The sequence below is a fragment of the Mesorhizobium sp. B2-3-15 genome (assembly GCF_006442875.1).
GTDB classification, from domain to species: Bacteria; Pseudomonadota; Alphaproteobacteria; order Rhizobiales; family Rhizobiaceae; genus Mesorhizobium; species Mesorhizobium australicum.
The window spans coordinates 209,305-231,298 of the sequence record NZ_VFVO01000006.1 but is presented as its reverse complement, the minus strand read 5'-3'; the positions used below and the strand labels follow the sequence as shown (position 1 = coordinate 231,298).

Here is a 21,994-nt window from a genome sequence, read left to right as displayed (position 1 = left end):
ATGAAGGGGCCGGGAAGCCTGGGCCCCCCGGCAATTCTCAAATCTATTCGGCCGCGACGCCCATGCGCATGCGTTCCATCTCGATCAGCGCGCGGCGGTATTCGACCGGCATGATCTTGCGGAATTTCGGCCGGAAAATAGCCCAGTCGTCGAGTATCTCGCGGCCGCGCACCGAACCCGTATAGTGCACGTGGTTCGAGATCAGCTGGTAAAGCCGTTCTTCGTCATGACTGGTCATATCGCCAGACACGTCGACGCGGCCCTTGTGGTCGAGGTCGCCGCCATGGTGCAGCAGCTTTTCCATCAGATCGTCTTCTTCTGGGACCGGCTCCAGCTCGACCATGGCCATGTTGCAGCGCTCGGCGAAATCACCTGCTTCGTCCAGCACATAGGCGACACCGCCCGACATGCCGGCGGCAAAGTTGCGGCCGGTTTTGCCGATGACGACGACGACGCCGCCGGTCATGTATTCGCAGCCATGGTCGCCGACGCCCTCGACGACCGCAGCGACGCCCGAATTGCGCACCGCGAAGCGCTCGCCGGCGACGCCGGCGAAATAGGCCTCGCCCTCGGTCGCGCCATAGAGCACCGTATTGCCGACGATGATGGAGTCGGCCGCGACGATCCTTGCCTCTTCCGGTGGCCGGATGACGATGCGCCCGCCCGACAGGCCCTTGCCTACATAGTCATTGGCGGCGCCGACGAGCTCGAACGAGATGCCACGTGCCAGGAAGGCGGCGAAGGACTGGCCGGCCGTGCCGGTGAGTTTTACCTGGATGGTGTCCTCGCGCAGGCCCTTGTGCTTGAAGCGCTTGGCGACCTCGCCCGACAGCATGGCGCCCGTCGAACGGTCGACATTGCGGATGTCGACCTCGATCTTGACCGGTTGCTTGGCCTCCAGCGCGGGTTTGGCCAGTTCGATCAGCTTGCGGTCGAGCACATCGTCGATCGGATGCTTCTGCCGCTCGGTCCAGTGCACCGCTTCATGCGGCGCATCGGGCTTGTAGAACATCTTCGAGAAATCGAGCCCGCGCGCCTTCCAGTGCTGGATCACGTCACGCTTTTCCAGAAGGTCGGCGTCACCGATGATCTGGTCGATATGGGTGAAGCCCATTTCGGCGAGCAGCGCCCGCACCTCTTCCGCCACGTAGAAGAAGAAGTTGATGACGTGCTCGGGCGTACCCTTGAAGCGCTTGCGCAGCACCGGATCCTGCGTCGCGACGCCGACCGGGCAGGTGTTGAGATGGCATTTGCGCATCATGATGCAGCCGGCCGCGATCAAAGGCGCGGTCGAGAAGCCGAACTCGTCGGCGCCGAGCAGCGCGCCGATGATGACGTCGCGCCCGGTGCGCAGGCCGCCGTCGACCTGCAGCGCCACGCGCGAGCGCAGGCCGTTCAGCACCAGCGTCTGGTGCGTTTCGGCAAGACCCATTTCCCACGGGCTGCCGGCATGCTTGAGCGAGGTCAGCGGCGACGCACCGGTGCCGCCATCATAGCCAGAGATGGTGATGTGGTCGGCGCGCGCCTTTGCAACGCCGGCCGCGACCGTGCCTACACCAACCTCCGACACCAGCTTGACCGAGACGTCGGCCGCCGGATTGACGTTCTTCAGATCGTAGATCAGCTGCGCCAGATCCTCGATCGAATAGATGTCGTGGTGCGGCGGCGGCGAGATCAGGCCGACGCCCGGCGTCGAATGCCGAACCTTGGCGATGGTTGCGTCGACCTTGTGGCCGGGCAACTGGCCGCCCTCGCCGGGCTTGGCGCCCTGCGCCACCTTGATCTGCATCATGTCGGAGTTGACAAGGTATTCCGCCGTCACGCCAAAACGCCCCGACGCGACCTGCTTGATCGCCGAACGTTCGGGGTTCTTGCCGCCACCTGGCAGCGGCAAATAGCGATCGGCCTCTTCGCCACCCTCGCCGGTGTTCGACTTGCCGCCGATCTGGTTCATGGCACGCGCCAGCGTGGTGTGCGCTTCCCTGGAAATTGAGCCGAACGACATCGCCCCGGTCGAGAAGCGCTTGACGATGTCGGCCGCCGGCATGACGTCGTCGAGTGCGACCTTCGTGCGGCCGGTCTCATCCGCCAGCTTGATCTTGAACAGGCCGCGTATGGTCTGGGCGCGGGCCGTCTCGCTGTCGATCTGCGCCGAATAGTCCTTGAACGTCTCCCACGATCCCTGGCGCACGGCGTGCTGCAAGGTGGCGACCGCGTCGGGCGACCACATATGCGCCTCGCCGCGCATGCGGAACAGGTATTCGCCACCGACCTCCAGGCTGTTGCGCAGCACCGGATCGCTGCCGAAACCGTCCGTGTGACGGCTGACGGTTTCGCCTGCGACCTCATCCAGTCCGACGCCTTCGATCAGTGTCGCGGTGCCGGTGAAGTATTGCTGCACGAAATCGGTCTTCAGCCCGATGGCATCGAAGATCTGCGCGCCGCAATAGGACTGATAGGTCGAGATGCCCATTTTGGACATCACCTTGAGGATGCCCTTGCCGATCGACTTGATGTAGCGCGACACCACTTCGTAGGCGTCGACCTCCTCGGGCAGTTCGCCGCGCTTGTGCATGTCGAGCAACGTGTCGAAGGCGAGATAGGGATTGATCGCTTCCGCGCCGTAGCCTGCAAGGCAGCAGAAATGATGCACCTCGCGCGGCTCGCCCGATTCGACGACCAGGCCGACCGCGGTGCGCAGCCCCTTGCGGATCAGATGGTGGTGCACGGCGGCGGTCGCCAGCAACGCCGGAATGGCGATGCGGTCCGGTCCGAGCTGGCGATCGGACAGGATGATGATATTGTAGCCGCCGGCGACTGCCGCTTCCGCCCGCTCGCACAGCCGGTCGATGGCTCCCTGCATGCCGGCAGCACCCTCGCTCGACCCGTAGGTGATGTCGATCGTCTTGGTGTCGAAACGGTCCTCGGTATGGCCGATGGAGCGGATCTTCTCGAGGTCGCCATTGGTCAGGATCGGCTGGCGCACTTCGAGCCGCTTGCGGCGCGAATTGCCGACCAGGTCGAAGATGTTCGGCCGCGGCCCGATGAACGACACCAGGCTCATTACCAGTTCCTCGCGGATCGGGTCGATCGGCGGGTTGGTGACCTGGGCAAAATTCTGCTTGAAGTAGGTGTAGAGCAGCTTCGACTTGTCCGACATCGCCGAGATCGGCGTGTCGGTGCCCATCGAGCCCACGGCTTCCTGGCCGGTGGTCGCCATCGGCGACATCAATAGCTTGGTGTCTTCCTGGGTGTAGCCGAACGCCTGCTGGCGATCGAGCAGGCTGACATCCTTGCGCAGCGCGCGCGGCTCGACCGGCTTTAAATCTTCCAGGATGAGCTGCGTATTGGCAAGCCAGGTCTTGTAGGGGTGTTTGGTCGCGATCTCCGACTTGATTTCCTCGTCGGGGACGATGCGGCCCTTGGCAAGGTCGATCAGAAGCATGCGGCCGGGCTGCAGCCGCCACTTCTGGACGATCTTCTCTTCCGGCACTGGCAGCACGCCGGCCTCGGAAGCCATGATGACGCGGTCGTCGTCAGTGACGATATAGCGTGCCGGGCGCAAGCCGTTGCGGTCCAGCGTGGCGCCGATCTGGCGTCCGTCGGTGAAGGCGACCGCCGCCGGCCCGTCCCAAGGCTCCATCAACGCGGCGTGGTATTCGTAGAAGGCCTTGCGATCGGCATCCATGAGCTTGTTGCCGGCCCAGGCTTCCGGGATCAGCATCATCATGGCATGGCTGAGGCTGTAGCCGCCCTGGAACAGAAACTCGAGCGCGTTGTCGAAGCAGGCGGTATCGGACTGGCCGTCATAGGAGATCGGCCAGAGCTTCGAGATGTTGTTGCCGAACAGTTCGGAATCGACCGACGCCTGGCGCGCCGCCATCCAGTTGTTGTTGCCGCGCACCGTGTTGATCTCGCCATTATGCGCGACCATGCGGTAGGGATGCGCCAGCTTCCACGACGGGAAGGTGTTGGTCGAGAAGCGCTGGTGGACGAGGATCAGCGCGGTCTCAAAACGCGGGTCCTTGAGGTCCTTGTAGTAGGCCCCGACCTGATAAGCCAGGAACATGCCCTTGTAGACGATGGTGCGCGCCGACAGCGACACGCAGTAGGCGCCGATGTCCTTGTTGTCGTTCTCGGCGTAGATGCGGCCCGATATGACCTTGCGCAGCAGGTAGAGCCTGGCCTCGTATTCCTCGTCGTCGGTGATGTCGGCCGTGCGGCCGATGAAGACCTGGCGGTGGAACGGCTCGGACGCGACGATGTCGGGCGCCTTCGATAGTGACGAATTGTCGACCGGCACGTCGCGGAACCCGAGCAGCGGCAGCCCTTCGGACTGCGCCGATTCGGCGATGATCTCCTCGATATGTGCACGAAGGGCAGCATCCTGCGGCATGAACCAGTGTCCGACGCCGTACTGACCTACCGGTGGCAGTTCGATACCTTGTGCCGCCATCTCCTCACGGAAAAAAAGATCCGGAAGCTGTACCAGCACGCCGGCGCCATCTCCGACCAGCGGATCGGCGCCGACTGCGCCGCGATGCGTCAGGTTCTCGAGCACGGCAAGCCCGTCCTTGACGATCTGATGCGACTTCACGCCCTTCATGTTGACGATGAAGCCGACGCCGCAGGCGTCATGCTCGTTGCGCGGATCGTAGAGGCCCTGAGCGGTCAAGCCGCCGGCAGTCGCGCGATTTTTGGCGGAGGTATTTTTGACGGCGGCCGCTTTCGTCTGCGCGGCCTGGCCGTTCGTCGCAGAGAGCGTCAATTCCGTCATTGTCCTGTCCTCCATTCCAGCCCTTCAGGCGCTGGTTTGCCTCGGCAAGCGCTTGGCTCACCCTGATCCTTGCGGCACGTCTTGCGAAATCCTTTTCGAACCATGCGGCTTTTCGCATGCTTCGCATCTGGTATCGTACAGGCCAGCGTCCGGCCGTCCACCTGTCGCTCGCGGCAACAGCCGGAGAGGCCAATATGTTACGCCAATCCGGCCCTGTTTTGTGCGACAAAATAAGACAGCACTACTGTCCTAAATTTTTATGGCAGAATTCCTAAACGCGCACAAGACCGATTCACAAAAAACTTGGAGCTTCCGCGACATAAAATTACGCGGAGTGGAGGAAAAGCGTAAGCTTAAGTCGCGGACGCTTGCCGCCACGTTGGCTGGCTTCAACGGTTTTCCGGCGCCTGGCCCTTGCGGTCGGCGCGTTAAACCGGTCAACTCCGGCTGATTTCCCCAACATAGGCAGATACATGTTCTTCGCTTCCGACAATTGGGCAGGCGCCCATCCCAATATCGTTGCCAGCCTGTCTGCCTCGGCCGGTGGCTTTGCCACCGCCTATGGTGACAGCACCCTCGACGAGGCGGTTTATCAGCGCTTCAGTGAAATATTCGAACGCGAGGTCGCGGTGTTCTTCGTGGCAACCGGCACCGCCGCCAATTCGCTGTCGTTGACCACCTTCAACAAGCCGGGCGGCATTTCCTTCGCTCACCGAGAATCGCATGTCATCGAGGATGAATGTGGCGCGCCGGAGTATTTTTCCGGCGGCTCGCGGCTGCACGCCGTCGACGGTCCGCTGGGCAAGATCGACCCGCCCAATCTGGACAGGGCGATCGGCCGTTTCGCAAGCGAGGTCGTCCATTGGGGCCGGCCGATGGCGGTCTCGATCACCCAGTCGACCGAGGTCGGCACCGTCTATGGTCTGGACGACATCGATGCGATCTCGGCCATAGCCAAACAGCATTCCGTGCCACTGCACATGGATGGCGCCCGCTTTGCCAATGCGCTGGCCGCGCTCGACACCACGCCGGCCGAAATGACCTGGAAACGCGGGGTGGATGTCCTGTCCTTCGGCGGTACCAAGAACGGTTGCTGGTGTGCCGAGGCGATCGTGCTGTTCGACCTCGACCGTGCCAAGGAATTGGCCTTCCTGCGCAAGCGTGCCGCACAGCTGCTTTCGAAGTCGCGTTTCGTCGCTGCGCAGTTCGAAGCCTATTTCAAGGACGGGCTGTGGCTCGACACCGCCAGGCATGCCAACGCCATGGCCGCGCGCCTGGCGGCGGCGATCGAGGATTCGGCCACGGCAAAGCTCGCTTGGCTGCCGCAGGCTAATGAGGTGTTCGCGGTGATCGAGAAAACCGAAGCAGACAGACTGCAGGCGGCAGGCGCGGCCTTCTATGACTGGCACAGGCCGCATGGTTTTGACGGCCATATCGGCGAGGACGAACTGCTCTATCGCTTCGTCACCAGCTTTGCCACGACGACTGAGGAAGTCGACCGCTTTGGCCAGCTGATCGCCGGATAACAGTCAATCTTCGGACAAAAAAGCGGCGCCTCGCGGCGCCGCTTCCGTCTCGGGAGGAGACTTTAGATTTTATGCGGTCGTCAGGCTGCCGTCTTGGCCTCGATCTGCTTGGCCTTGGCCGGAGCCGAGGTGATCGCGATCTTGCGCGGCTTCAGCTCTTCGGGAATGTTGCGCTTGAGGTCGACGAAGAGCAGGCCGTTCTTCAGCGCGGCGCCGACGACTTCAACATGATCGGCAAGCTGGAAGCGGCGCTCGAAGGCCCTGGAGGCAATGCCGCGATAGAGCAGTTCGGAACCCTCGCCGGTGCCCTCGTCCTTGCGCTCGCCCTTCACGGTCAGCACGTTACGGTGAGCTTCGATCGAGATTTCCTCGTCCGAGAAGCCGGCGACGGCCATCGAAATCCGATAGGAATCCTCGCCGGTGCGCTCGATGTTATAGGGCGGATAGGTCTGCGCGCCGTCGGGCTGCGCAAGCGAATCCAACATGGTGAAGAGACGGTCGAAGCCGACGGTCGAACGGTAAAGCGGGGAAAAATCAACGTGACGCATGAGGTGTTCTCCTGTTGAGCAACATGGTTTGCGTATGGTCGGTGCGAAACCCGCGAGCGGCGTTTCGGGAGGACCAGCGGCCCCGATTGGCGACCGCAACCCACATCTGGGGAGCGCTCGAAAGCATTTCAAGTTTCGTTTGACGGCAAAAAAGAACGAGGCGGCCAACCTTTGATGAACGGCAGATGAACCGGTGCTTCGGCGCCCGTTCAGACAGCCAGCGCTAAAGTGGCCTTCAAGATTAAGGATTGGCGGCGCCGGATCTGCGAAGGTGCCGCAACGAGGCCGAACCGGGTGTTAACGTCCCTTCCTCCCGGATCGACAGGGGCCGGAAGCGCGCTCAAAGCCGCTTCCGGCCTGACCCGTCTCAGCCCTCAATAACCCGGATTTGCTTTGCTTTTGATGTGTTGGCGTCTATCACCGTGACGAGGCCAGCCGCGACCGGCTGGCGCGCAAGGACGCCGAGCACAAAGCGCCGAATGACGGATCTTTTCCACGACACTCCGCTCTTCCACGAAACCGAGGGCAATCCGCGACCGGAAAACGCCACCGGCGGCTTTTTCACCACGCGTGACGGCAAGAAAATACGTTATGGCCTGTTCGCCGCGGTGGCGCGGCCGATGCGGGGCACCGTGGTGCTGCTTGGCGGCCGCAACGAGTGCATTGAGAAATATTTCGAGACCATCCGTGACCTTGCCGCGCGTGGCTTTGGTGTCGCCATCCTGGACTGGCGCGGTCAGGGCGGTTCGGACAGGCTGATCCGCGATCGCCAGCGTGGCTATGTCAGGTCGTTCCGCGACTATACGGCTGACCTGGAGCAGTTCTTCGAAGAGATCGTGCTGCCGGACTGCCGCGGACCGTACTATATCCTCGCCCATTCGGCCGGCGCTGTGATCGCGCTGCTTGCCGCGCCGTCGATGGTAAACCGCGTGCGGCGCATGGTGCTGATCGCGCCGTTCCTGACATTGCCCGACCTGCCGGTCTCGATAGGGACGGTGCGCCGGATCTGTTCGTTTTTCTGCGCCCTGGGGCTCGGCTGGCTCTATGCCGCCTGGGGTCCAAGGCCGAGACACACGCTGCCCTTCGAAGCCAACAAGGTGACATCGGATCCGCAACGCTATCGCCGTAACACGCGCATTTATGAAGAATATCCGCAAATGGCGCTCGGCGGCCCGACGATCCGCTGGCTGCAGGCGGCGGCGAAGGCGTCGGCAGCCATCAGCGACCCCGACTTCATGGCCCGCATTCAGGTGCCGCTGCTGATCATCGCCGCCGGCGCCGACCAGGTCGTCTCGACCAGGGCGGTGGAGGCATATGCGAGAAATCTACGGCTGGGTTCGCTGTTGATGATCGACGGTGCCAAGCACGAAATCCTGCAGGAAGCCGATCTCTACCGCGAACAATTCCTCGCTGCCTTCGACGCCTTCGTCCCCGGCTCAGATGACCCGACAGCCTGACGGGCCGCGGCTCTTCCGCGAGAGGGTGTAGCTGACACTCCCTTTTTCAGGAAGGAGGCGCTGGCGGCGTTCAGGCAGACCTATGGGCGTACGCTGGCGGCATTCCAGCGGTCGAGAGCCGCCGGCCGGAGGCGATGTCAGCCGCGCAGGGCAGCCATGGCGGCGGCATGAAGCTCCGGTGTCGCGGCCGCTAGAACATCGCCGCCATTCTCCGCGGGCCCGCCGTCGAAGGTGGTGACGACCCCGCCTGCCTTCTCGATGATCGGGATCAGCGCCACGATGTCGTAGGGCTTCAATCCAGGATCGGCGACGATGTCGACGCTCCCCGAGGCGATCATGGCGAAGGCATAGCAATCGGCGCCATAACGGGCGAGCTGGATTTGCCGCTCGAACGCGTCATAGCGATTGCGTGCCTCGCCCTTGAACAGGGCCGGCGTTGTGGTGAACAACGTGGCCTCGGCCAGCTTCGTCGTCTTGCGGGTCGTCAGCTTGCGGGGCCCTCCCGGCCCCTCATAATGTGACCCGGAGGCGTTGGCGTAGAACAGCTCGCCGGTGAAGGGCTGGGCCATCATGCCGGCGACCGCGTCACCATCGACCGTCAGCCCGACCAGCGTCCCCCACACCGGCAGGCCGGAGATGAAGGCGCGCGTGCCGTCGATCGGATCGATCACCCAGACATGCCGGCTGGAGATGTTCTCGCTGCCGTGCTCTTCGCCCAGGATGCCGTGGTCGGGATACTCAGCCGATATCAGCGCCCGGATGGCGCGCTCGGCCTCGCGGTCGGCCTCCGTGACCGGATCGAAACTGCCTTTTTCCTTGTTGGCGACCGCGCCCTGGGCGCGGAAGCGCGGCAAGGTCTCCGCCGCCGCCGCTTGCGCGATACGGCGCATGAAATCGATGCTGATGTCCAACTGATTCTCCCGCTTTGCAGCGCGCCCGAGCCGGGGCTTGCCGCGACTTCCCCGCCAAGACAAGCTTGTCTATCGATTTATCCGCCGCGACAATTGTTGCCGGAATGTCACTCCAACGTCATCGAAACGCAATTTCCACATCACTCTGAATTAAAAAAGCCTAAACGTCGCTTGACATTTGTGCGCTGCACAATACCCTCAATCTCGGACAGGGTTTCCTGTCCATGCCCTCCTTGGGCGTTTCCTCCCTAGACTTCGACCGTATCGTGCAAACGATGCGGTCTTTTTTTCACGGCCGCTCCTGGAGCGGGCCGTCCAAAGAAGCACACAAAAATCTTGGGCGGTGGCACGCATGAGACAAGGCGTGGTCTTCACTCCGCGGCCAGCGGCAGATCGATGAAATGATGGTCCGGCATCGCCATCAGGTCCGCTGAAAACCGCGTCAGATCGTCGGCCAGCGCGTCGAAGCCGGCGGCTTTCTCGAATGTCCGCTCATTCATGTAGAGCCCGCGATTGATCTCGATCTGCAGCGCATGCAAATGACGCGCCGGACGGCCGTAATGCTCGGTGATGAACCCGCCGGCGTAAGGCTTGTTGTGGGCAACCGTATAGCCCATCGCGGTCAACAGGCCGATCGCGGTTTCGGTCAGGGCCGCGGTGGCCGAGATGCCGAAACGGTCGCCGATGATGAAATCCGGCCGCAGCCCGTTGTCGCCGACCCGGATGCCCGCCGGCATCGAATGGCAATCGATCAGCACGGCAAAGCCGAACCGGGCGTGGGTCCTGGTCAAAAGCCGCTTCAGCGTTTCGTGATAGGGCTTGTAGACGGCCTCGATGCGGGCAACCGCCTCGGCGAGCGGCAAGCGGCCCGAATAGATGTCGAGCCCCTCGCCCACCAGCTTCGGCACGGTGCCGAGCCCGCCGGCCACGCGCGCGGAGCGGATGTTGCAGAAGGACGGCACCGGCTCGGCGAACATGCGCGGGTCGAGTTCCCATGGCTCGCGGTTGACGTCGAGATAGGCGCGCGGGAAATTCGCCGCCAGCAGCGGCGCGCCGAGCGCCACGGCGCCGCCGAACAACTCGTCGACATAGCAATCCTCCGAGCGGCGGATGGCATTGCGATCGAGCCTTGCCATGGCAAGGAAGCGTTCGGGATAGTAGCGGCCGCTATGCGGCGAGTTGAAAAGGAAGGGGACGCGCTGCTCGGCGCCCGACCGGATTTCGAAGGGTGGAAAGACCGAAAAATCCTCGGCTGCCGTCTTCAATTTGAACGAACCCGAAAACACCAGTGCATCATGGCATGAAACTGCCACCTTGCTGGCCGCATGTCCAGCATTTCGGCGGTCGTGCGGCTGGGCAAATGTGGGCCAGGCGCGTCCGCGTTCACTTGATGTTTACTCTCACCTCCTCATATACAGGATGGTTAACGGGCCTGCCCCACGGCAGTCTCCGGCGGGTGATTCGGACGGGATAACATGGCACGCATTCTTCTGGCGGAAGACGACGACGATATGCGTCGGTTCCTCGTCAAGGCGCTGGAGCGCGCCGGCTATCAGGTCAGCGATTTCGACAACGGCGCCAGCGCCTATGAGCGGCTGCGCGAGGAACCGTTCTCGCTGCTTCTGACCGACATCGTCATGCCGGAGATGGACGGCATCGAACTGGCGCGTCGCGCCACCGAAATCGATCCCGACCTCAAGGTCATGTTCATCACCGGTTTTGCCGCCGTCGCGCTGAACCCGGATTCCAAGGCGCCGAAAGACGCCAAGGTGCTGTCCAAGCCCTTCCACCTGCGCGATCTGGTCAACGAGGTCGAGAAGATGCTGCAGGCGGCCTGAACCGCCTTTCGCAAGCCGCCGGCGTCGGTCCACAGCCGCGGCGGGACGACGTGTTTTTCCTCTTTTCCTGCTATTGACGCGCCTGACCAAAAATGGTGTATGCGCGGCTTCGGATGGGCGTGTAGCTCAGCGGGAGAGCACTGCATTGACATTGCAGGGGTCACAGGTTCAATCCCTGTCACGCCCACCATCCAACCCAGATATTCGGACCTTGCATAATGGCGCGAGCGTCCTGGCGCTCACCGGAATGGACGACGGGTGATCCGATCGCGAAACGCGTTTAGACCCCCGCGACGGCACACAGGTTTTTCATCCGCGAAATGGCAAGGTCGGGGTCGGCCAGCAATCCTGCCTGGTCGGCGAGGCGAAAGACGTCGGCATAATGGCGGATGCCGCGCGCCGACTGCATGCCGCCGACCATCGAGAAATGGTCCTGGTGGCCATTGAGCCAGGCCATGAAGACAATGCCGGCCTTGTAATATTCAGTCGGCGCCTCGAAGATTTTTCGTGACAGCGGCACGGTCGGCGCCATCAGCGCGTCGTAGCCGGCACGATCGCCGGCAGCCAGCTTCGCCAGCGCGGCATTGGCGACCGGTGCGATCGCGTCGAAAATGCCGAGCAGCGCATGCGAGTGCCGCTTGCCGTCTCCGGCGATCAGCTCGGGATAATTGAAGTCGTCGCCGGTGAACATCATCACGCCGTCCGGCAGCCGGTTCCTGAGCGCCACTTCCTTGCCGGCGTCGAGCAGCGATATCTTGATGCCTTCGACCTTGCCGGCATTGCGCTCCATGATGGCGATCACCGTATCGAGCGCGGTCTCGAAATCGTCACTGCCCCAGTAGCCTTTCAAGGTCGGATCGAACATGTCGCCCAGCCAGTGCAGGACGACCTTGCCGGAGGCCTGGCCCAATATGCGGTCGTAAACCAGGGCGTAATCGTCCGGCCCCTTCGCCACGGCCGCCAGCGCGCGGCTGGCCATCATGATCGCCTTGCCGCCCTGGCCTTCGATGAAAGCGAACTGCTCCTCATAGGCGGCGACCACGTCGTCGACCGTCCGGGCCTTCGACGGCGCCAGATGGTCGGTGCCCGCACCCGAGGCGAGATCGGCGCCAGCGACGGTCCGCGCCTCCGCGATTGAACGGCGGATCAATTCCTGCGCATTCGTCCAATCGAAACCCATGCCGCGCTGCGACGTGTCCATTGCCTCGGCGATGCGGAAGCCGAGCCGCCATAGATGATGACGAAACGCCATCGTCCTGTCCCAATCGACAACGGGCCGCGACCATGGATCTGTCATTCCCAGCGGATCGGCGACGACATGCGCGGCGGCATAGGCGATGCGCGAAAACCGCGCGCCGGTCACCGGCTGGACCGGCTGTCCGACAAGCGCGTAGGGTGTGCTGCGGCCACCCTCGCCAGGCAAGGCAATGTCCATGGATCTCTCCCTTTCGTGTCTCCTAAATGGAACGTTCCAATAAATCAAGAACCTTTAAGGTTTGAGATGGACGGCCAGCGATGCTGCGTTGCAACACAAACGACCCCTTGGGTAGCAATCGTTTGACCACATATGACCTGCTGCTCTTGCTAGAGAAAAATCCTGATTGACTCATCCTCGGAGCAAGGATTAGAACGTTCCAATAAATTCGATTGAAAAAACCGGGGAGGATATCTGGATGGCCAGCCGGCCGAAGGCGACGATCTTCGACATCGCCCGCGAAGCAGGCGTGTCCAAATCGACGGTGTCGCTCGTGCTCCAGGGCAGCGGCCTGATCCGCCCCGAAACCGCGGTCAAGGTGCGCAAGGCGATCGAGGATGTCGGCTATGTCTATAACCGCGGCGCCGCCAATCTGCGCAAGGCCCACTCCAACGTCATCGGCATGGTCATCAACGACCTCACCAATCCGTTCTTCGCCGAGATGGCGGTCGGCATGGAGCGGGTCTTCCAGTCGGCCGGCATCGTGCCCTTCATCGCCAACACTGCCGAAAATCCGGTGCGCCAGGAAGAAGTGCTGAAGTCTCTGATGGAACAGGGCGTCGCCGGGCTCATCGTTTCCCCGGCGCGCGGCACGACGCCAGGGGCGTTCCGGCGGCTGGAAATAGCCGGTCTGCCGATTGCCTTCGCCATGCGCCGGCTGCCTGAAAGCCGCATTCCGGTGATTGCTCCCGACAATCATCGGGGCGCCTATCTCGCGACTTCGCATCTCGTCGGCAAGGGGCATCGCCGCCTGGCCTTCTTCGGCGGTTCGTCCGACCTCGTCGTTTATCATGAGCGCCTGGGCGGCTTTCGCGAGGCCTGCGAGACGCTCGGCATCGACGCCCGCGATGCGCTTATCATCGAGGGCGAGACCAACCGCAAGGGCGGCATGGCCTGTCTGGAAACGTCGCTGGCAATGGCCGAGCCGCCGACCGCGGCGCTGTGCTTCAACGATGCCGTTGCCTTTGGCGTCATGCTGGCGCTGCGCAAGCGCGGACTTGAGCCGGGCGCGGATTTCGCTGTCGTCGGCTTCGACGATGTGGTCGAGGCCGAACATTATATGCCGCCGCTGACCAGCGTAGCGGTGGACTCCGCCGGTCTCGGCGAACGCGCGGCCCACGTCATGATCAAGATGATCCAGTCGCGCACCACGCGGGCCGAGGATCATGTCGGCGCCGTCAATCTCGTGGTCAGGGAAAGCTGCGGCCCGGATCGCCGCACGCGAAAAAGGCCCGTGGCAGCGGGAACCGCGCCATGAGCGTCAAATGGGGGCTGATCGGCGCCAGCACGATCGCCCGGCAATTCATGATCGATGCCATTCGCGCTCAACCCGATGGCGAGATCGCGGCTGTCATGAGTTCCAGCGCGGAACGCGCCACGGCCTATGCAAGGGAAAATGGCATTCCAGCCGCCGTATCGAATCTCGACGCCTTGCTCGGATCGGACATCGACGCCGTCTACATCTCCACCACCAATGAACTGCATTTCGAACAGGCGCTGGCCGCCGCCAAGGCGGGAAAGCATGTGCTGTGCGAGAAGCCGCTGGCGCTGACCAGCGATGACGCGCGCAAGATGGTCGCTTCGGCCAAGGAGGCTGGCATCGTGCTCGGTACCAATCATCATCTGCGCAATGCCGGCGCGCACCGTGCCATGCGCGACGCCGTTGCCGCGGGCCGCATCGGCAACCCCATTGCCGCGCGTGTCTTCCATTCCGTCTACCTGCCCGAAAACCTGCAGGGCTGGCGCATCGCCAGGCCCGAGGCGGGCGGCGGGGTGGTGCTCGACATCACCGTGCACGATGCAGACACGCTGCGCTTCGTGCTTGGCGACGATCCGGTCGAGGTTTCCGCTTTCACGCAATCCGCCGGCATGGCCGGGAGCGGGCTGGAAGATGGCGCCATGTGCGTCTGGCGCTTCAAATCGGGCCTCATCGCGCAATCGCATGAGGGGTTCACCACCAGGTTTGCCGACACCGGCTTCGAGGTGCACGGCTCGCAGGGCTCGCTCATCGCCCGCGATGTGATGACGCAGAAGCCGGCCGGCTCGGTCCTCCTGCGCACCGCCAGCGGCGAAGAACAGTTGAGCTTCGACCGCGAGGATCTATACGCCAGGTCGGTACGCGGGTTCCATGCCGCGGTCCGTGGCGAGGGCCAGCCTTCCGCCACCGGCGAGGACGGCATCTGGTCACTCGCCTCGGCCGAGGCGGCATTGCAATCGGCGGCTTCCGGCAGGACCGTCAAGATCGACCCGAAACTCGGGAGCATGAATTGAGCAAGGTCGTCTCATCGGCGCAGGCCGCCAGCCTGATCAAGGACGGCATGGTCGTCTCCGTGTCCTCGTCGAGCGGCCTCGGCTGTCCAGACGCCGTGCTCGCCGCGATCGGCGAACGCTTCGATGGCGAGGGCCATCCGAAGGATATCACCACGCTGCACCCGATCGCCGCCGGCGACATGTATGGCATCAAGGGCATCGATCATCTGGCGAAGCCCGGCCTCTTGAAGCGTACGCTGTGCGGCTCCTATCCGTCAGGTCCCTCCTCCGCCGAGCCGCCGCAAATCTGGAAGATGATCGGCGACAATGCGGTTGCCGCCTATAACGTGCCGTCCGGCATCCTGTTCGACATGCACCGAGAGGCCGCCGCCAAGCGACCGGGCGTGCTGACCAAGGTCGGCCTCGACACTTTCGCCGACCCGCGCCACCAGGGCTGCGCCATGAACGCCGCCGCCGCCGAGCCGATCGTGTCGGTGCAGCAATTCGACGGCGAGGAATGGCTCTATTTCCGCGCCATCGTGCCGCAGGTCTCGATCATCCGTGCCACCACGGCTGACGAGCGCGGCAACCTTACCTACGAGCATGAGGGGGCCTATCTCGGCGGGCTGGAGCAGGCGCTCGCCGCCCGCAACAATGGCGGCATCGTCATCGCGCAGGTCAAACGCGTCGTCGAGAACGGCACGTTGAAGCCGCATGATGTGCGCGTGCCGGGCGTGCTGGTCGACCACATCGTCGTCGCGCCCGACCAGTTGCAGACCACGCTCACGCCTTACGATCCGGCGATCTCCGGCGAGATCTTCCGGCCGCTGTCGAGCTTCCGCAATGCCGAGATGAATGTCCAAAAGGTGATCGCGCGCCGGGTCGCCATGGAGCTTCGCGACGGCATGGCCGTCAACATCGGCTTCGGCATTTCGGCCAACGTGCCGCGTATTCTTCTGGAAGAAGGCCAGCACGGCAAGGTCACCTGGCTGATCGAACAGGGCGCGGTCGGCGGCGTGCCGTTGCTCGACTTCAAGTTCGGCTGCGCCTCCAACGCCGAGGCGATCATGCCCTCGCCGCACCAGTTCATCTATTTCCAGGCCGGCGGCTTCGACGCTTCGCTGCTCTCCTTCCTGCAGATCGACCGCCACGGCTCGGTCAACGTGTCCAGGCTTTCGGCGCGGCCGCATGTCACCGCCGGCGCGGGCGGCTTCGTCGACATCACGTCACGGGCGAAGAAGATCGTTTTTTCCGGCTTCTTCAATGCCGGGGCCAAGCTGTCGCTCGCCGATGGCGGCATCCGCATCGACGCGGAAGGCAAGGTCAAGAAAGTCGTCGAGGAGGTTGAGCACATCTCCTTCTCCGGCAAGCGCGCCGTCGCGCAGGGACAAGACATCACCTATGTCACCGAGCGCTGCGTCATGAAGTTGACGCCCGATGGGCTGATGGTGACGGAACTGGCGCCGGGCATCGACCTCGAGCGCGATGTGCTGGCGCAGGCCGAGATCCCGCTCAATGTAGCCAACGACCTCAAGGTAACGCCGGCGGCACTCTACCAGGATCGGCCGATCGGCCTGTCGCTGAATGGCGGCGCCTCGTTCGGAGGCGCGCATGGCTGAGCGCCTCGTCACCTTCGAGCAGGATGGCGCGATCGGCATTGTCACCTTGCGCCGTCCGGAAAAGTTCAATGCGCTCGATATCCCGATGCTGCGCGCGCTGGAAGCGGCGCTGGACGAGGCGGAAAGCGATCAGCATGTCCGCGTCGTCCTCATATGCGGCCAAGGCAAGGGGTTTTGCGCCGGCGGCGACGTCGAGGCCTGGGGGAGCATGAGCGCCGCCGATTTCCAGGTGCAATGGGTGCGCTACGGCCACCGTGTCTTCGACCGACTGGCGCGGCTGCGGCAACCGACCATCGCCGTTCTGTCCGGCCATGCGCTCGGCGGCGGGCTGGAACTGGCTGTGGCTTGTGATTTCCGCGTAGCGGAAACGCAGGTGAAGCTCGGCTTCCCCGAGACCTCGATCGGCGTCGTCCCCGGCTGGTCCGGCACGCAGCGCGCGGTGCGTCGCTTCGGCGCCCAGACGGTGCGTCGCATGGCTGTCGGTGGCGAGATTTTTCTGGCGCCGGAAGCGCTTGCGCTAGGCGTCGTCGACCGCGTCGTCGAAACCGACAAGGCCTCGGATGAAGCCAGGATCTGGGCTGAAAAAATCGCCGAACGCGGACCGCTGGCCACCGAAGCCGCCAAGCTGATGATTGCGGTGGCGGAAGGCGAGGAAAGCGCCGCTGCAACAGAAGCCTTGGCCAGCGGCTTCATGGCGCTCACCGGCGATCTCAAGGCCGGCGTCGGCTCCTTCAAGACCAAGCAGAAGCCCGTGTTTTCGCGTTCGTAGGACAGAGTGGAAATCACATGAATGCACCTCTGAAGATTTCCATGCCTGCCGAGGCCTCCGTGGCCCCCAAGGCATACAAGCTTCTGATCGACGGCAAGCATGTCGATGCCCGCGATGGCCGCATGCTGGAACGCAAGAGCCCCGGCCACGGCTTCATGGTTTCACACTATGCTCAGGCGGGTGCTGCCGAAGTGGAAGCCGCGGTGCAGGCGGCGCACAGGGCCTTCGAGACCGGCCCCTGGCCGCGCATGAAAGCGTCCGAACGCGCCGCGATCTTGCTCAAGGCCGCCGACCTGATCGAGATCCGGCTGGAAGACATCGCCCGGCTCGATGCGCTGGAATCCGGCAAGCCGATCGCCCAGGCGCGCGGCGAGATTGGCGGCGCCGTCGACATCTGGCGCTATGCCGCCTCGCTCGCCCGCACGTTGCACGGCGAAAGCTACGCCAATCTTGGCGATGCCATGCTGGGCGTCGTGCTGCGCGAGCCGATCGGCGTCGTCTCGATCATCACGCCGTGGAATTTCCCCTTCCTCATCGTCAGCCAGAAACTGCCTTTCGCGCTCGCCGCCGGCTGCACGGCCGTGGTCAAGCCAAGCGAAATGACGTCTGCCTCGACCTTCGTGCTCGGCGATATCCTGTTGGAAGCCGGCGTTCCCGCTGGCGTCGTCAACATCCTCGCCGGCCTCGGCGCCGATGTCGGCGCGCCGATGGTCAGCCACCCGCTGGTCGAGATGGTTTCGTTCACCGGTTCCACCCGCGTCGGCAAGATGACCATGGCTGCGGCCTCGAATTCCCTTAAGAAGGTTTCGATGGAACTCGGCGGCAAGAACGGCCAGATCGTCTTCCCCGATGCCGATCTTAAAGCCGCAGCCGATGCCGCGGTATTCGGCGGCTTCTTCAACGCCGGCGAGTGCTGCAATGCCGGCAGCCGGCTGATCGTGCATGAGGCGATCGCCGACGACTTCCTGGGCGCCGTGAAGGCATTGACCGCCAGGGTAACCGTGGGCGATCCGCTCGACGACCTAACCAAGGTCGGCGCGATGATTTCGTCCGACCATCTGGCCAAGGTGACGGGTTACGTCGCGGCTGCCGCGAGCGAGGGCGGCAGTATCTACAGCGGCGGCGGGCAACGCCCTTCCAATGCCGGCCAATATCTCGATCCGACGATCTTACGCAACGTCACCGAAAACATGACGGTCGCGCGCGAGGAAGTGTTCGGGCCGGTGCTCTCTGTGCTGACTTTTGAATCGATTGAAAAGGCGTTGCGCATCGCCAACAACACGCCCTATGGTCTGTCGGCGGGTGTGTGGAGCGCCAGCATCGACACCTGCATGTCGGTGGCGCGGGGCGTGCGTTCGGGGACTGTCTGGGTGAACACGTTCATGGAAGGTTATCCAGAACTGCCGTTCGGCGGCTACAAGCAGTCGGGCTTGGGCCGCGAACTCGGCAAACGCGCTGTCGAGGACTATACCGAGGAAAAGACAATCCAGTTTCATCGCGGCCAGCGCACCGGTTGGTGGGTCGGCTGAGTTGGGAAGAACCCGGTGGGCTGCCACCGGTCGTGTAATGCAACAAGGGAGGAAGTACATGTTGCGCAAACTGCTTATCGGAACGGCGCTCGCTTCGGGCCTGGCTTTCGCGGCCCATGCCGAGGACGTCAAGGAAGTGCAGATGCTGCATTGGTGGACGTCGGGCGGCGAAGCAGCTGCTCTCAACGTGCTCAAGGGCGATCTGGCCAAGGAAGGCTATGCCTGGAAGGACGTTCCCGTGGCCGGCGGCGGCGGCGATGCCGCCATGACCGCGCTGAAGGCGATGGTCGCGGCCGGCAACTATCCGACCGCCTCGCAGATGCTCGGCTACACCGTGCTCGACTATGCCGCTGCCGGCGTGATGGGCGACCTCACAGAGACGGCGAAGAAGGAAGGCTGGGACAAGTCGGTTCCGGCCGCGCTGCAGAAGTTCTCCGTCTATGACGGCAAGTGGGTTGCCGCTCCGGTCAACGTCCACTCCGTCAACTGGCTGTGGATCAACAAGGCGGTGATGGACAAGATCGGCGGCACCGAGCCTAAGACCTTCGACGATTTCATCGCCCTGCTCGACAAGGCCAAGGCGGCCGGGGTCACCCCGCTCGCGCTTGGTGGCCAGAACTGGCAGGAAGCGACCATGTTCGATTCCGTCGTGCTGTCGACCGGCGGACCTGAGTTCTACAAGAAGGCGATGAACGACCTCGACGACGCGTCGCTCAAGTCCGACACGATGAAGAAGTCGTTCGACAATCTGGCCAAGCTCGTCACCTATGTCGACCCGAACTTCTCTGGCCGCGACTGGAACCTGGCCACCGCGATGGTCATCAAGGGCGATGCGCTGGTGCAGGTCATGGGCGACTGGGCCAAGGGCGAGTTCCACGCCGCCAACAAGACACCGGGTACGGACTTCCTCTGCTATCGCTTCCCAGGCACCGACGGCTCGGTGATCTACAACTCCGACATGTTCGGCATGTTCAACGTTCCGGACGACCGCAAGGCCGCCCAGATCGCTCTGGCCACCGCCACCTTGTCGAAGAGCTTCCAGTCGGCCTTCAACGTCGTCAAGGGTTCGGTTCCGGCCCGCACCGACGTGCCTGACACCGACTTCGACGCTTGCGGCAAGAAGGGTATCGCCGACCTGAAGAAGGCCAATGAAGGCGGCACGCTGTTCGGCTCGCTGGCCCAGGGCTATGGCGCGCCTCCGGCTGTCGCCAATGCCTATAAGGACGTCGTCTCGAAGTTCGTCCACGGTCAGATCAAGACCTCGGACGAAGCCGTGACCGAACTGGTCAAGGCGATCGACGACGCCAAGTAAGCGCCGGCCACAAACACCTTCCCCGCTCCGGCGGGGAAGGTTTCCGGTCCGTGAGGCCGATCGGCCGGATGCCGACGGGAGGAACCCCATGAGCAGTGTAGCGACAACCCAGATCAAGCTGACGCCGGAGCGGTCGCGCACCTCGGTGCGCTCGCGCCTGCAGGATGCCTTGCCCAAGATCGTGCTGGCGCCGAGCTTCGCCATCACCATCGTCTTCGTCTACGGCTTCATCCTGTGGACGATCTATCTGTCCTTCACCAACTCCAAGACCTTCCCGTCCTATGCCATAACAGGCGCACGCGCCTATCAGCGATTGTGGGGCTGGACCTTCGACACCGACCCGCCATCGAGCTGGTACACGTCGATCACCAATATGGGCATTTTCGGCTTTCTCTACATCTTGATCTGCCTGGCGCTCGGCCTGTTCCTGGCCATCCTGCTCGATCAGAAGATTCGCGGCGAAGGCGTTTTGCGCCCCATCTACCTCTATCCGATGGCGCTCTCCTTCATCGTCACCGGCGTTGCCTGGAAATGGTTCCTCGACCCCGGCCTCGGTCTTGAACAGACGCTGCATCAATGGGGCTGGACGAGCTTCCATTTCGATTGGATCAAGAACAAGGATTTCGTCATCTACACCGTGGTCATCGCCGGCGTCTGGCAGGCCTCCGGCTTCATCATGGCGATGTTCCTGGCCGGCCTGCGCGGTATTGACGGCGAGATCATGAAGGCGGCGCAGATCGACGGCGCCACCACCTTCCAGCTCTATCGCCGCATCGTCATTCCGCTCTTGCGGCCGATCTTCCTGTCGGCCTTCATCGTGCTCGCGCACCTTGCCATCAAATCCTACGACCTGGTCGTGGCACTGACCAGCGGCGGCCCCGGCGGCTCGGCCTGGCTGCCGTCCAACTTCATGTATGAATACACCTTCAAGCGCAACGAAATGGCGGTCGGTTCGGCAAGCGCCGTGATCATGCTGATGACCATCGTCGCCATCATCGTGCCCTATCTCTATTCGGAACTTAGGGAGAAATCGCGATGAGCGCCGTGACCACTCCCGCCCGCCGGGCCAGCGGCGGCGTCAACGTCAAGATTGTCAACCGCATCGTCATCTACGGGCTTCTGGCGCTGTTTGCGCTGTTCTACCTGATGCCGCTGTTCGTCATGCTGGTGACCTCGTTCAAGACCATGGACGAGATCCAGAACGGCAACATGCTGGCGCTGCCAAAGGCGCCGACCTTCGACCCCTGGCTGAAGGCCTGGGGTGAGACCTGCGTAGGCCTCACCTGCGCCGGCATCAAGGGCTATTTCTGGAACTCCATAAAGATGGTGGTTCCGGCCGTGCTGATCTCGACCATGCTCGGCGCGCTCAATGGCTACGTGCTGACCAAATGGCGTTTTCGCGGCGCGACCCTGGTGTTCGGGCTGATGCTGTTTGCCTGCTTCATCCCGTTCCAGTCGGTACTGCTGCCGATGGCGACGATCCTGGGCAGCCTCGGCCGGTTCGGCGTGACGCTGCAGAACACGGTCGGAACCAGCTTCGGCCTCGGCAACCCGACGGTGAACCTGGTGTTCGTCCACGTCGTCTACGGCATCGGCTTCACCACGCTGTTCTTCCGCAACTATTACGAGGCGTTCCCGACCGAACTGGTCAAGGCCGCGCAGGTCGACGGCGCCTCTTTCTTCCAGATCTTTCGGCGCATCATGCTGCCGAATTCGATGCCGATCTTCGTCGTCACCGTCATTTACCAGTTCACGAACATCTGGAACGACTTCCTGTTCGCCTCCGCCTATGCCGGCACCGGCGACGCCATGCCGATGACGGTGGCGCTCAACAACGTCGTCAACACCTCGACAGGCGTCGTCGAATACAACGTCAACATGGCGGCCGCGATGATCGCGGCACTGCCCACCCTTCTCGTCTACGTGCTCGCCGGCCGCTACTTCGTGCGTGGCCTGATGGCGGGCGCGGTCAAAGGATAACCCA

Annotated in this window: 16 protein-coding genes and 1 tRNA gene; 12 read left to right on the top strand and 5 right to left on the bottom strand. The window is 63.1% G+C overall.

Features of this window, described 5'->3' with window-relative positions:
• Nucleotides 1-43: 43 nt before the first annotated feature.
• On the bottom strand, nt 44-4,777 hold the full coding sequence (gltB, locus tag FJ954_RS14705; protein WP_140661782.1) for a glutamate synthase large subunit: 4,734 nt from the start codon (nt 4,775-4,777) through the stop codon (nt 44-46).
• 473 nt (nt 4,778-5,250) lie between these two features.
• On the opposite strand from gltB, the gene FJ954_RS14700 reads away from it, so the two are divergent.
• Nucleotides 5,251-6,303 carry a low specificity L-threonine aldolase gene (locus FJ954_RS14700; RefSeq protein WP_140661781.1) on the top strand — a complete coding sequence of 351 codons (1,053 nt, stop codon included), beginning with the start codon at nt 5,251-5,253 and terminating at the stop codon, nt 6,301-6,303.
• An 80-nt stretch (nt 6,304-6,383) separates the two neighbouring features.
• Here the strand turns inward: FJ954_RS14700 and FJ954_RS14695 are convergent, their stop codons facing one another.
• A complete protein-coding gene (locus tag FJ954_RS14695; protein ID WP_013893124.1) occupies nt 6,384-6,851 on the bottom strand; it encodes an Hsp20 family protein in 468 nt (155 codons plus the stop codon).
• 479 nt (nt 6,852-7,330) lie between these two features.
• Between FJ954_RS14695 and FJ954_RS14690 the strand changes: the two genes are divergently transcribed.
• A complete protein-coding gene (locus FJ954_RS14690; RefSeq protein WP_140661780.1) occupies nt 7,331-8,308 on the top strand; it encodes an alpha/beta hydrolase in 978 nt (325 codons plus the stop codon).
• Between the two features lie 137 nt (nt 8,309-8,445).
• Here FJ954_RS14690 and hisN read toward each other — a convergent pair whose 3' ends face one another.
• Nucleotides 8,446-9,219 (bottom strand): histidinol-phosphatase, encoded by a 774-nt coding sequence (hisN, locus tag FJ954_RS14685; protein WP_140619367.1) that lies wholly within the window; start codon nt 9,217-9,219, stop codon nt 8,446-8,448.
• 371 nt (nt 9,220-9,590) lie between these two features.
• Nucleotides 9,591-10,532, bottom strand: a complete 942-nt coding sequence (locus FJ954_RS14680; RefSeq protein WP_140661779.1) for an N-formylglutamate amidohydrolase — start codon at nt 10,530-10,532, stop codon at nt 9,591-9,593.
• A 162-nt stretch (nt 10,533-10,694) separates the two neighbouring features.
• Here FJ954_RS14680 and FJ954_RS14675 point away from each other — a divergent pair, with 162 nt between their 5' ends.
• Both FJ954_RS14675 and FJ954_RS14670 read left to right on the top strand, forming a co-directional pair.
• Nucleotides 10,695-11,057 carry a response regulator gene (locus FJ954_RS14675; protein ID WP_006199474.1) on the top strand — a complete coding sequence of 121 codons (363 nt, stop codon included), beginning with the start codon at nt 10,695-10,697 and terminating at the stop codon, nt 11,055-11,057.
• Nucleotides 11,058-11,172: 115 nt separating this feature from the next.
• Nucleotides 11,173-11,247: transfer RNA gene (locus FJ954_RS14670), tRNA-Val, on the top strand.
• Nucleotides 11,248-11,337: 90 nt separating this feature from the next.
• On the opposite strand, the gene FJ954_RS14665 is transcribed toward FJ954_RS14670, so the two are convergent.
• A complete protein-coding gene (locus FJ954_RS14665) occupies nt 11,338-12,492 on the bottom strand; it encodes a dihydrodipicolinate synthase family protein (protein ID WP_140661778.1) in 1,155 nt (384 codons plus the stop codon).
• Nucleotides 12,493-12,730: 238 nt separating this feature from the next.
• On the opposite strand from FJ954_RS14665, the gene FJ954_RS14660 reads away from it, so the two are divergent.
• From FJ954_RS14660 to FJ954_RS14625, 8 genes are all read left to right on the top strand, one after another.
• Nucleotides 12,731-13,789, top strand: coding sequence for a LacI family DNA-binding transcriptional regulator (locus FJ954_RS14660; RefSeq protein WP_140619360.1), 1,059 nt, complete (start codon nt 12,731-12,733; stop codon nt 13,787-13,789).
• Entirely contained in the window at nt 13,786-14,802 is a 1,017-nt protein-coding gene (locus FJ954_RS14655; protein ID WP_140661777.1) for a Gfo/Idh/MocA family oxidoreductase, read from the top strand. The genes FJ954_RS14660 and FJ954_RS14655 overlap by 4 nt, the downstream gene beginning before the upstream one ends.
• Nucleotides 14,799-16,400, top strand: coding sequence for an acyl CoA:acetate/3-ketoacid CoA transferase (locus tag FJ954_RS14650; protein WP_140661776.1), 1,602 nt, complete (start codon nt 14,799-14,801; stop codon nt 16,398-16,400). Before FJ954_RS14655 ends, FJ954_RS14650 begins: the two co-directional genes overlap by 4 nt.
• Nucleotides 16,393-17,169 (top strand): enoyl-CoA hydratase/isomerase family protein, encoded by a 777-nt coding sequence (locus FJ954_RS14645; protein WP_140661775.1) that lies wholly within the window; start codon nt 16,393-16,395, stop codon nt 17,167-17,169. Before FJ954_RS14650 ends, FJ954_RS14645 begins: the two co-directional genes overlap by 8 nt.
• Nucleotides 17,170-17,186: 17 nt before the next feature.
• Nucleotides 17,187-18,698, top strand: coding sequence for an aldehyde dehydrogenase family protein (locus tag FJ954_RS14640; protein WP_140661774.1), 1,512 nt, complete (start codon nt 17,187-17,189; stop codon nt 18,696-18,698).
• Nucleotides 18,699-18,756: 58 nt separating this feature from the next.
• A complete protein-coding gene (locus FJ954_RS14635; protein ID WP_015315824.1) occupies nt 18,757-20,010 on the top strand; it encodes an ABC transporter substrate-binding protein in 1,254 nt (417 codons plus the stop codon).
• An 88-nt stretch (nt 20,011-20,098) separates the two neighbouring features.
• Nucleotides 20,099-21,049, top strand: coding sequence for a sugar ABC transporter permease (locus FJ954_RS14630; RefSeq protein WP_015315823.1), 951 nt, complete (start codon nt 20,099-20,101; stop codon nt 21,047-21,049).
• On the top strand, nt 21,046-21,990 hold the full coding sequence (locus FJ954_RS14625) for a carbohydrate ABC transporter permease (RefSeq protein ID WP_140661773.1): 945 nt from the start codon (nt 21,046-21,048) through the stop codon (nt 21,988-21,990). The genes FJ954_RS14630 and FJ954_RS14625 overlap by 4 nt, the downstream gene beginning before the upstream one ends.
• Nucleotides 21,991-21,994: the final 4 nt, after the last annotated feature.

Coding starts and splice junctions, on each gene's coding strand:
- gltB (WP_140661782.1), bottom strand. CDS start 4,777: ATGACGGAATTGACGCTCTCTGCGACGAACGGCCAGGCCGCGCAGACG.
- FJ954_RS14700 (WP_140661781.1), top strand. CDS start 5,251: ATGTTCTTCGCTTCCGACAATTGGGCAGGCGCCCATCCCAATATCGTT.
- FJ954_RS14695 (WP_013893124.1), bottom strand. CDS start 6,851: ATGCGTCACGTTGATTTTTCCCCGCTTTACCGTTCGACCGTCGGCTTC.
- FJ954_RS14690 (WP_140661780.1), top strand. CDS start 7,331: ATGACGGATCTTTTCCACGACACTCCGCTCTTCCACGAAACCGAGGGC.
- FJ954_RS14675 (WP_006199474.1), top strand. CDS start 10,695: ATGGCACGCATTCTTCTGGCGGAAGACGACGACGATATGCGTCGGTTC.
- FJ954_RS14665 (WP_140661778.1), bottom strand. CDS start 12,492: ATGGACATTGCCTTGCCTGGCGAGGGTGGCCGCAGCACACCCTACGCG.
- FJ954_RS14660 (WP_140619360.1), top strand. CDS start 12,731: ATGGCCAGCCGGCCGAAGGCGACGATCTTCGACATCGCCCGCGAAGCA.
- FJ954_RS14655 (WP_140661777.1), top strand. CDS start 13,786: ATGAGCGTCAAATGGGGGCTGATCGGCGCCAGCACGATCGCCCGGCAA.
- FJ954_RS14645 (WP_140661775.1), top strand. CDS start 16,393: ATGGCTGAGCGCCTCGTCACCTTCGAGCAGGATGGCGCGATCGGCATT.
- FJ954_RS14640 (WP_140661774.1), top strand. CDS start 17,187: ATGAATGCACCTCTGAAGATTTCCATGCCTGCCGAGGCCTCCGTGGCC.
- FJ954_RS14635 (WP_015315824.1), top strand. CDS start 18,757: ATGTTGCGCAAACTGCTTATCGGAACGGCGCTCGCTTCGGGCCTGGCT.
- FJ954_RS14630 (WP_015315823.1), top strand. CDS start 20,099: ATGAGCAGTGTAGCGACAACCCAGATCAAGCTGACGCCGGAGCGGTCG.
- FJ954_RS14625 (WP_140661773.1), top strand. CDS start 21,046: ATGAGCGCCGTGACCACTCCCGCCCGCCGGGCCAGCGGCGGCGTCAAC.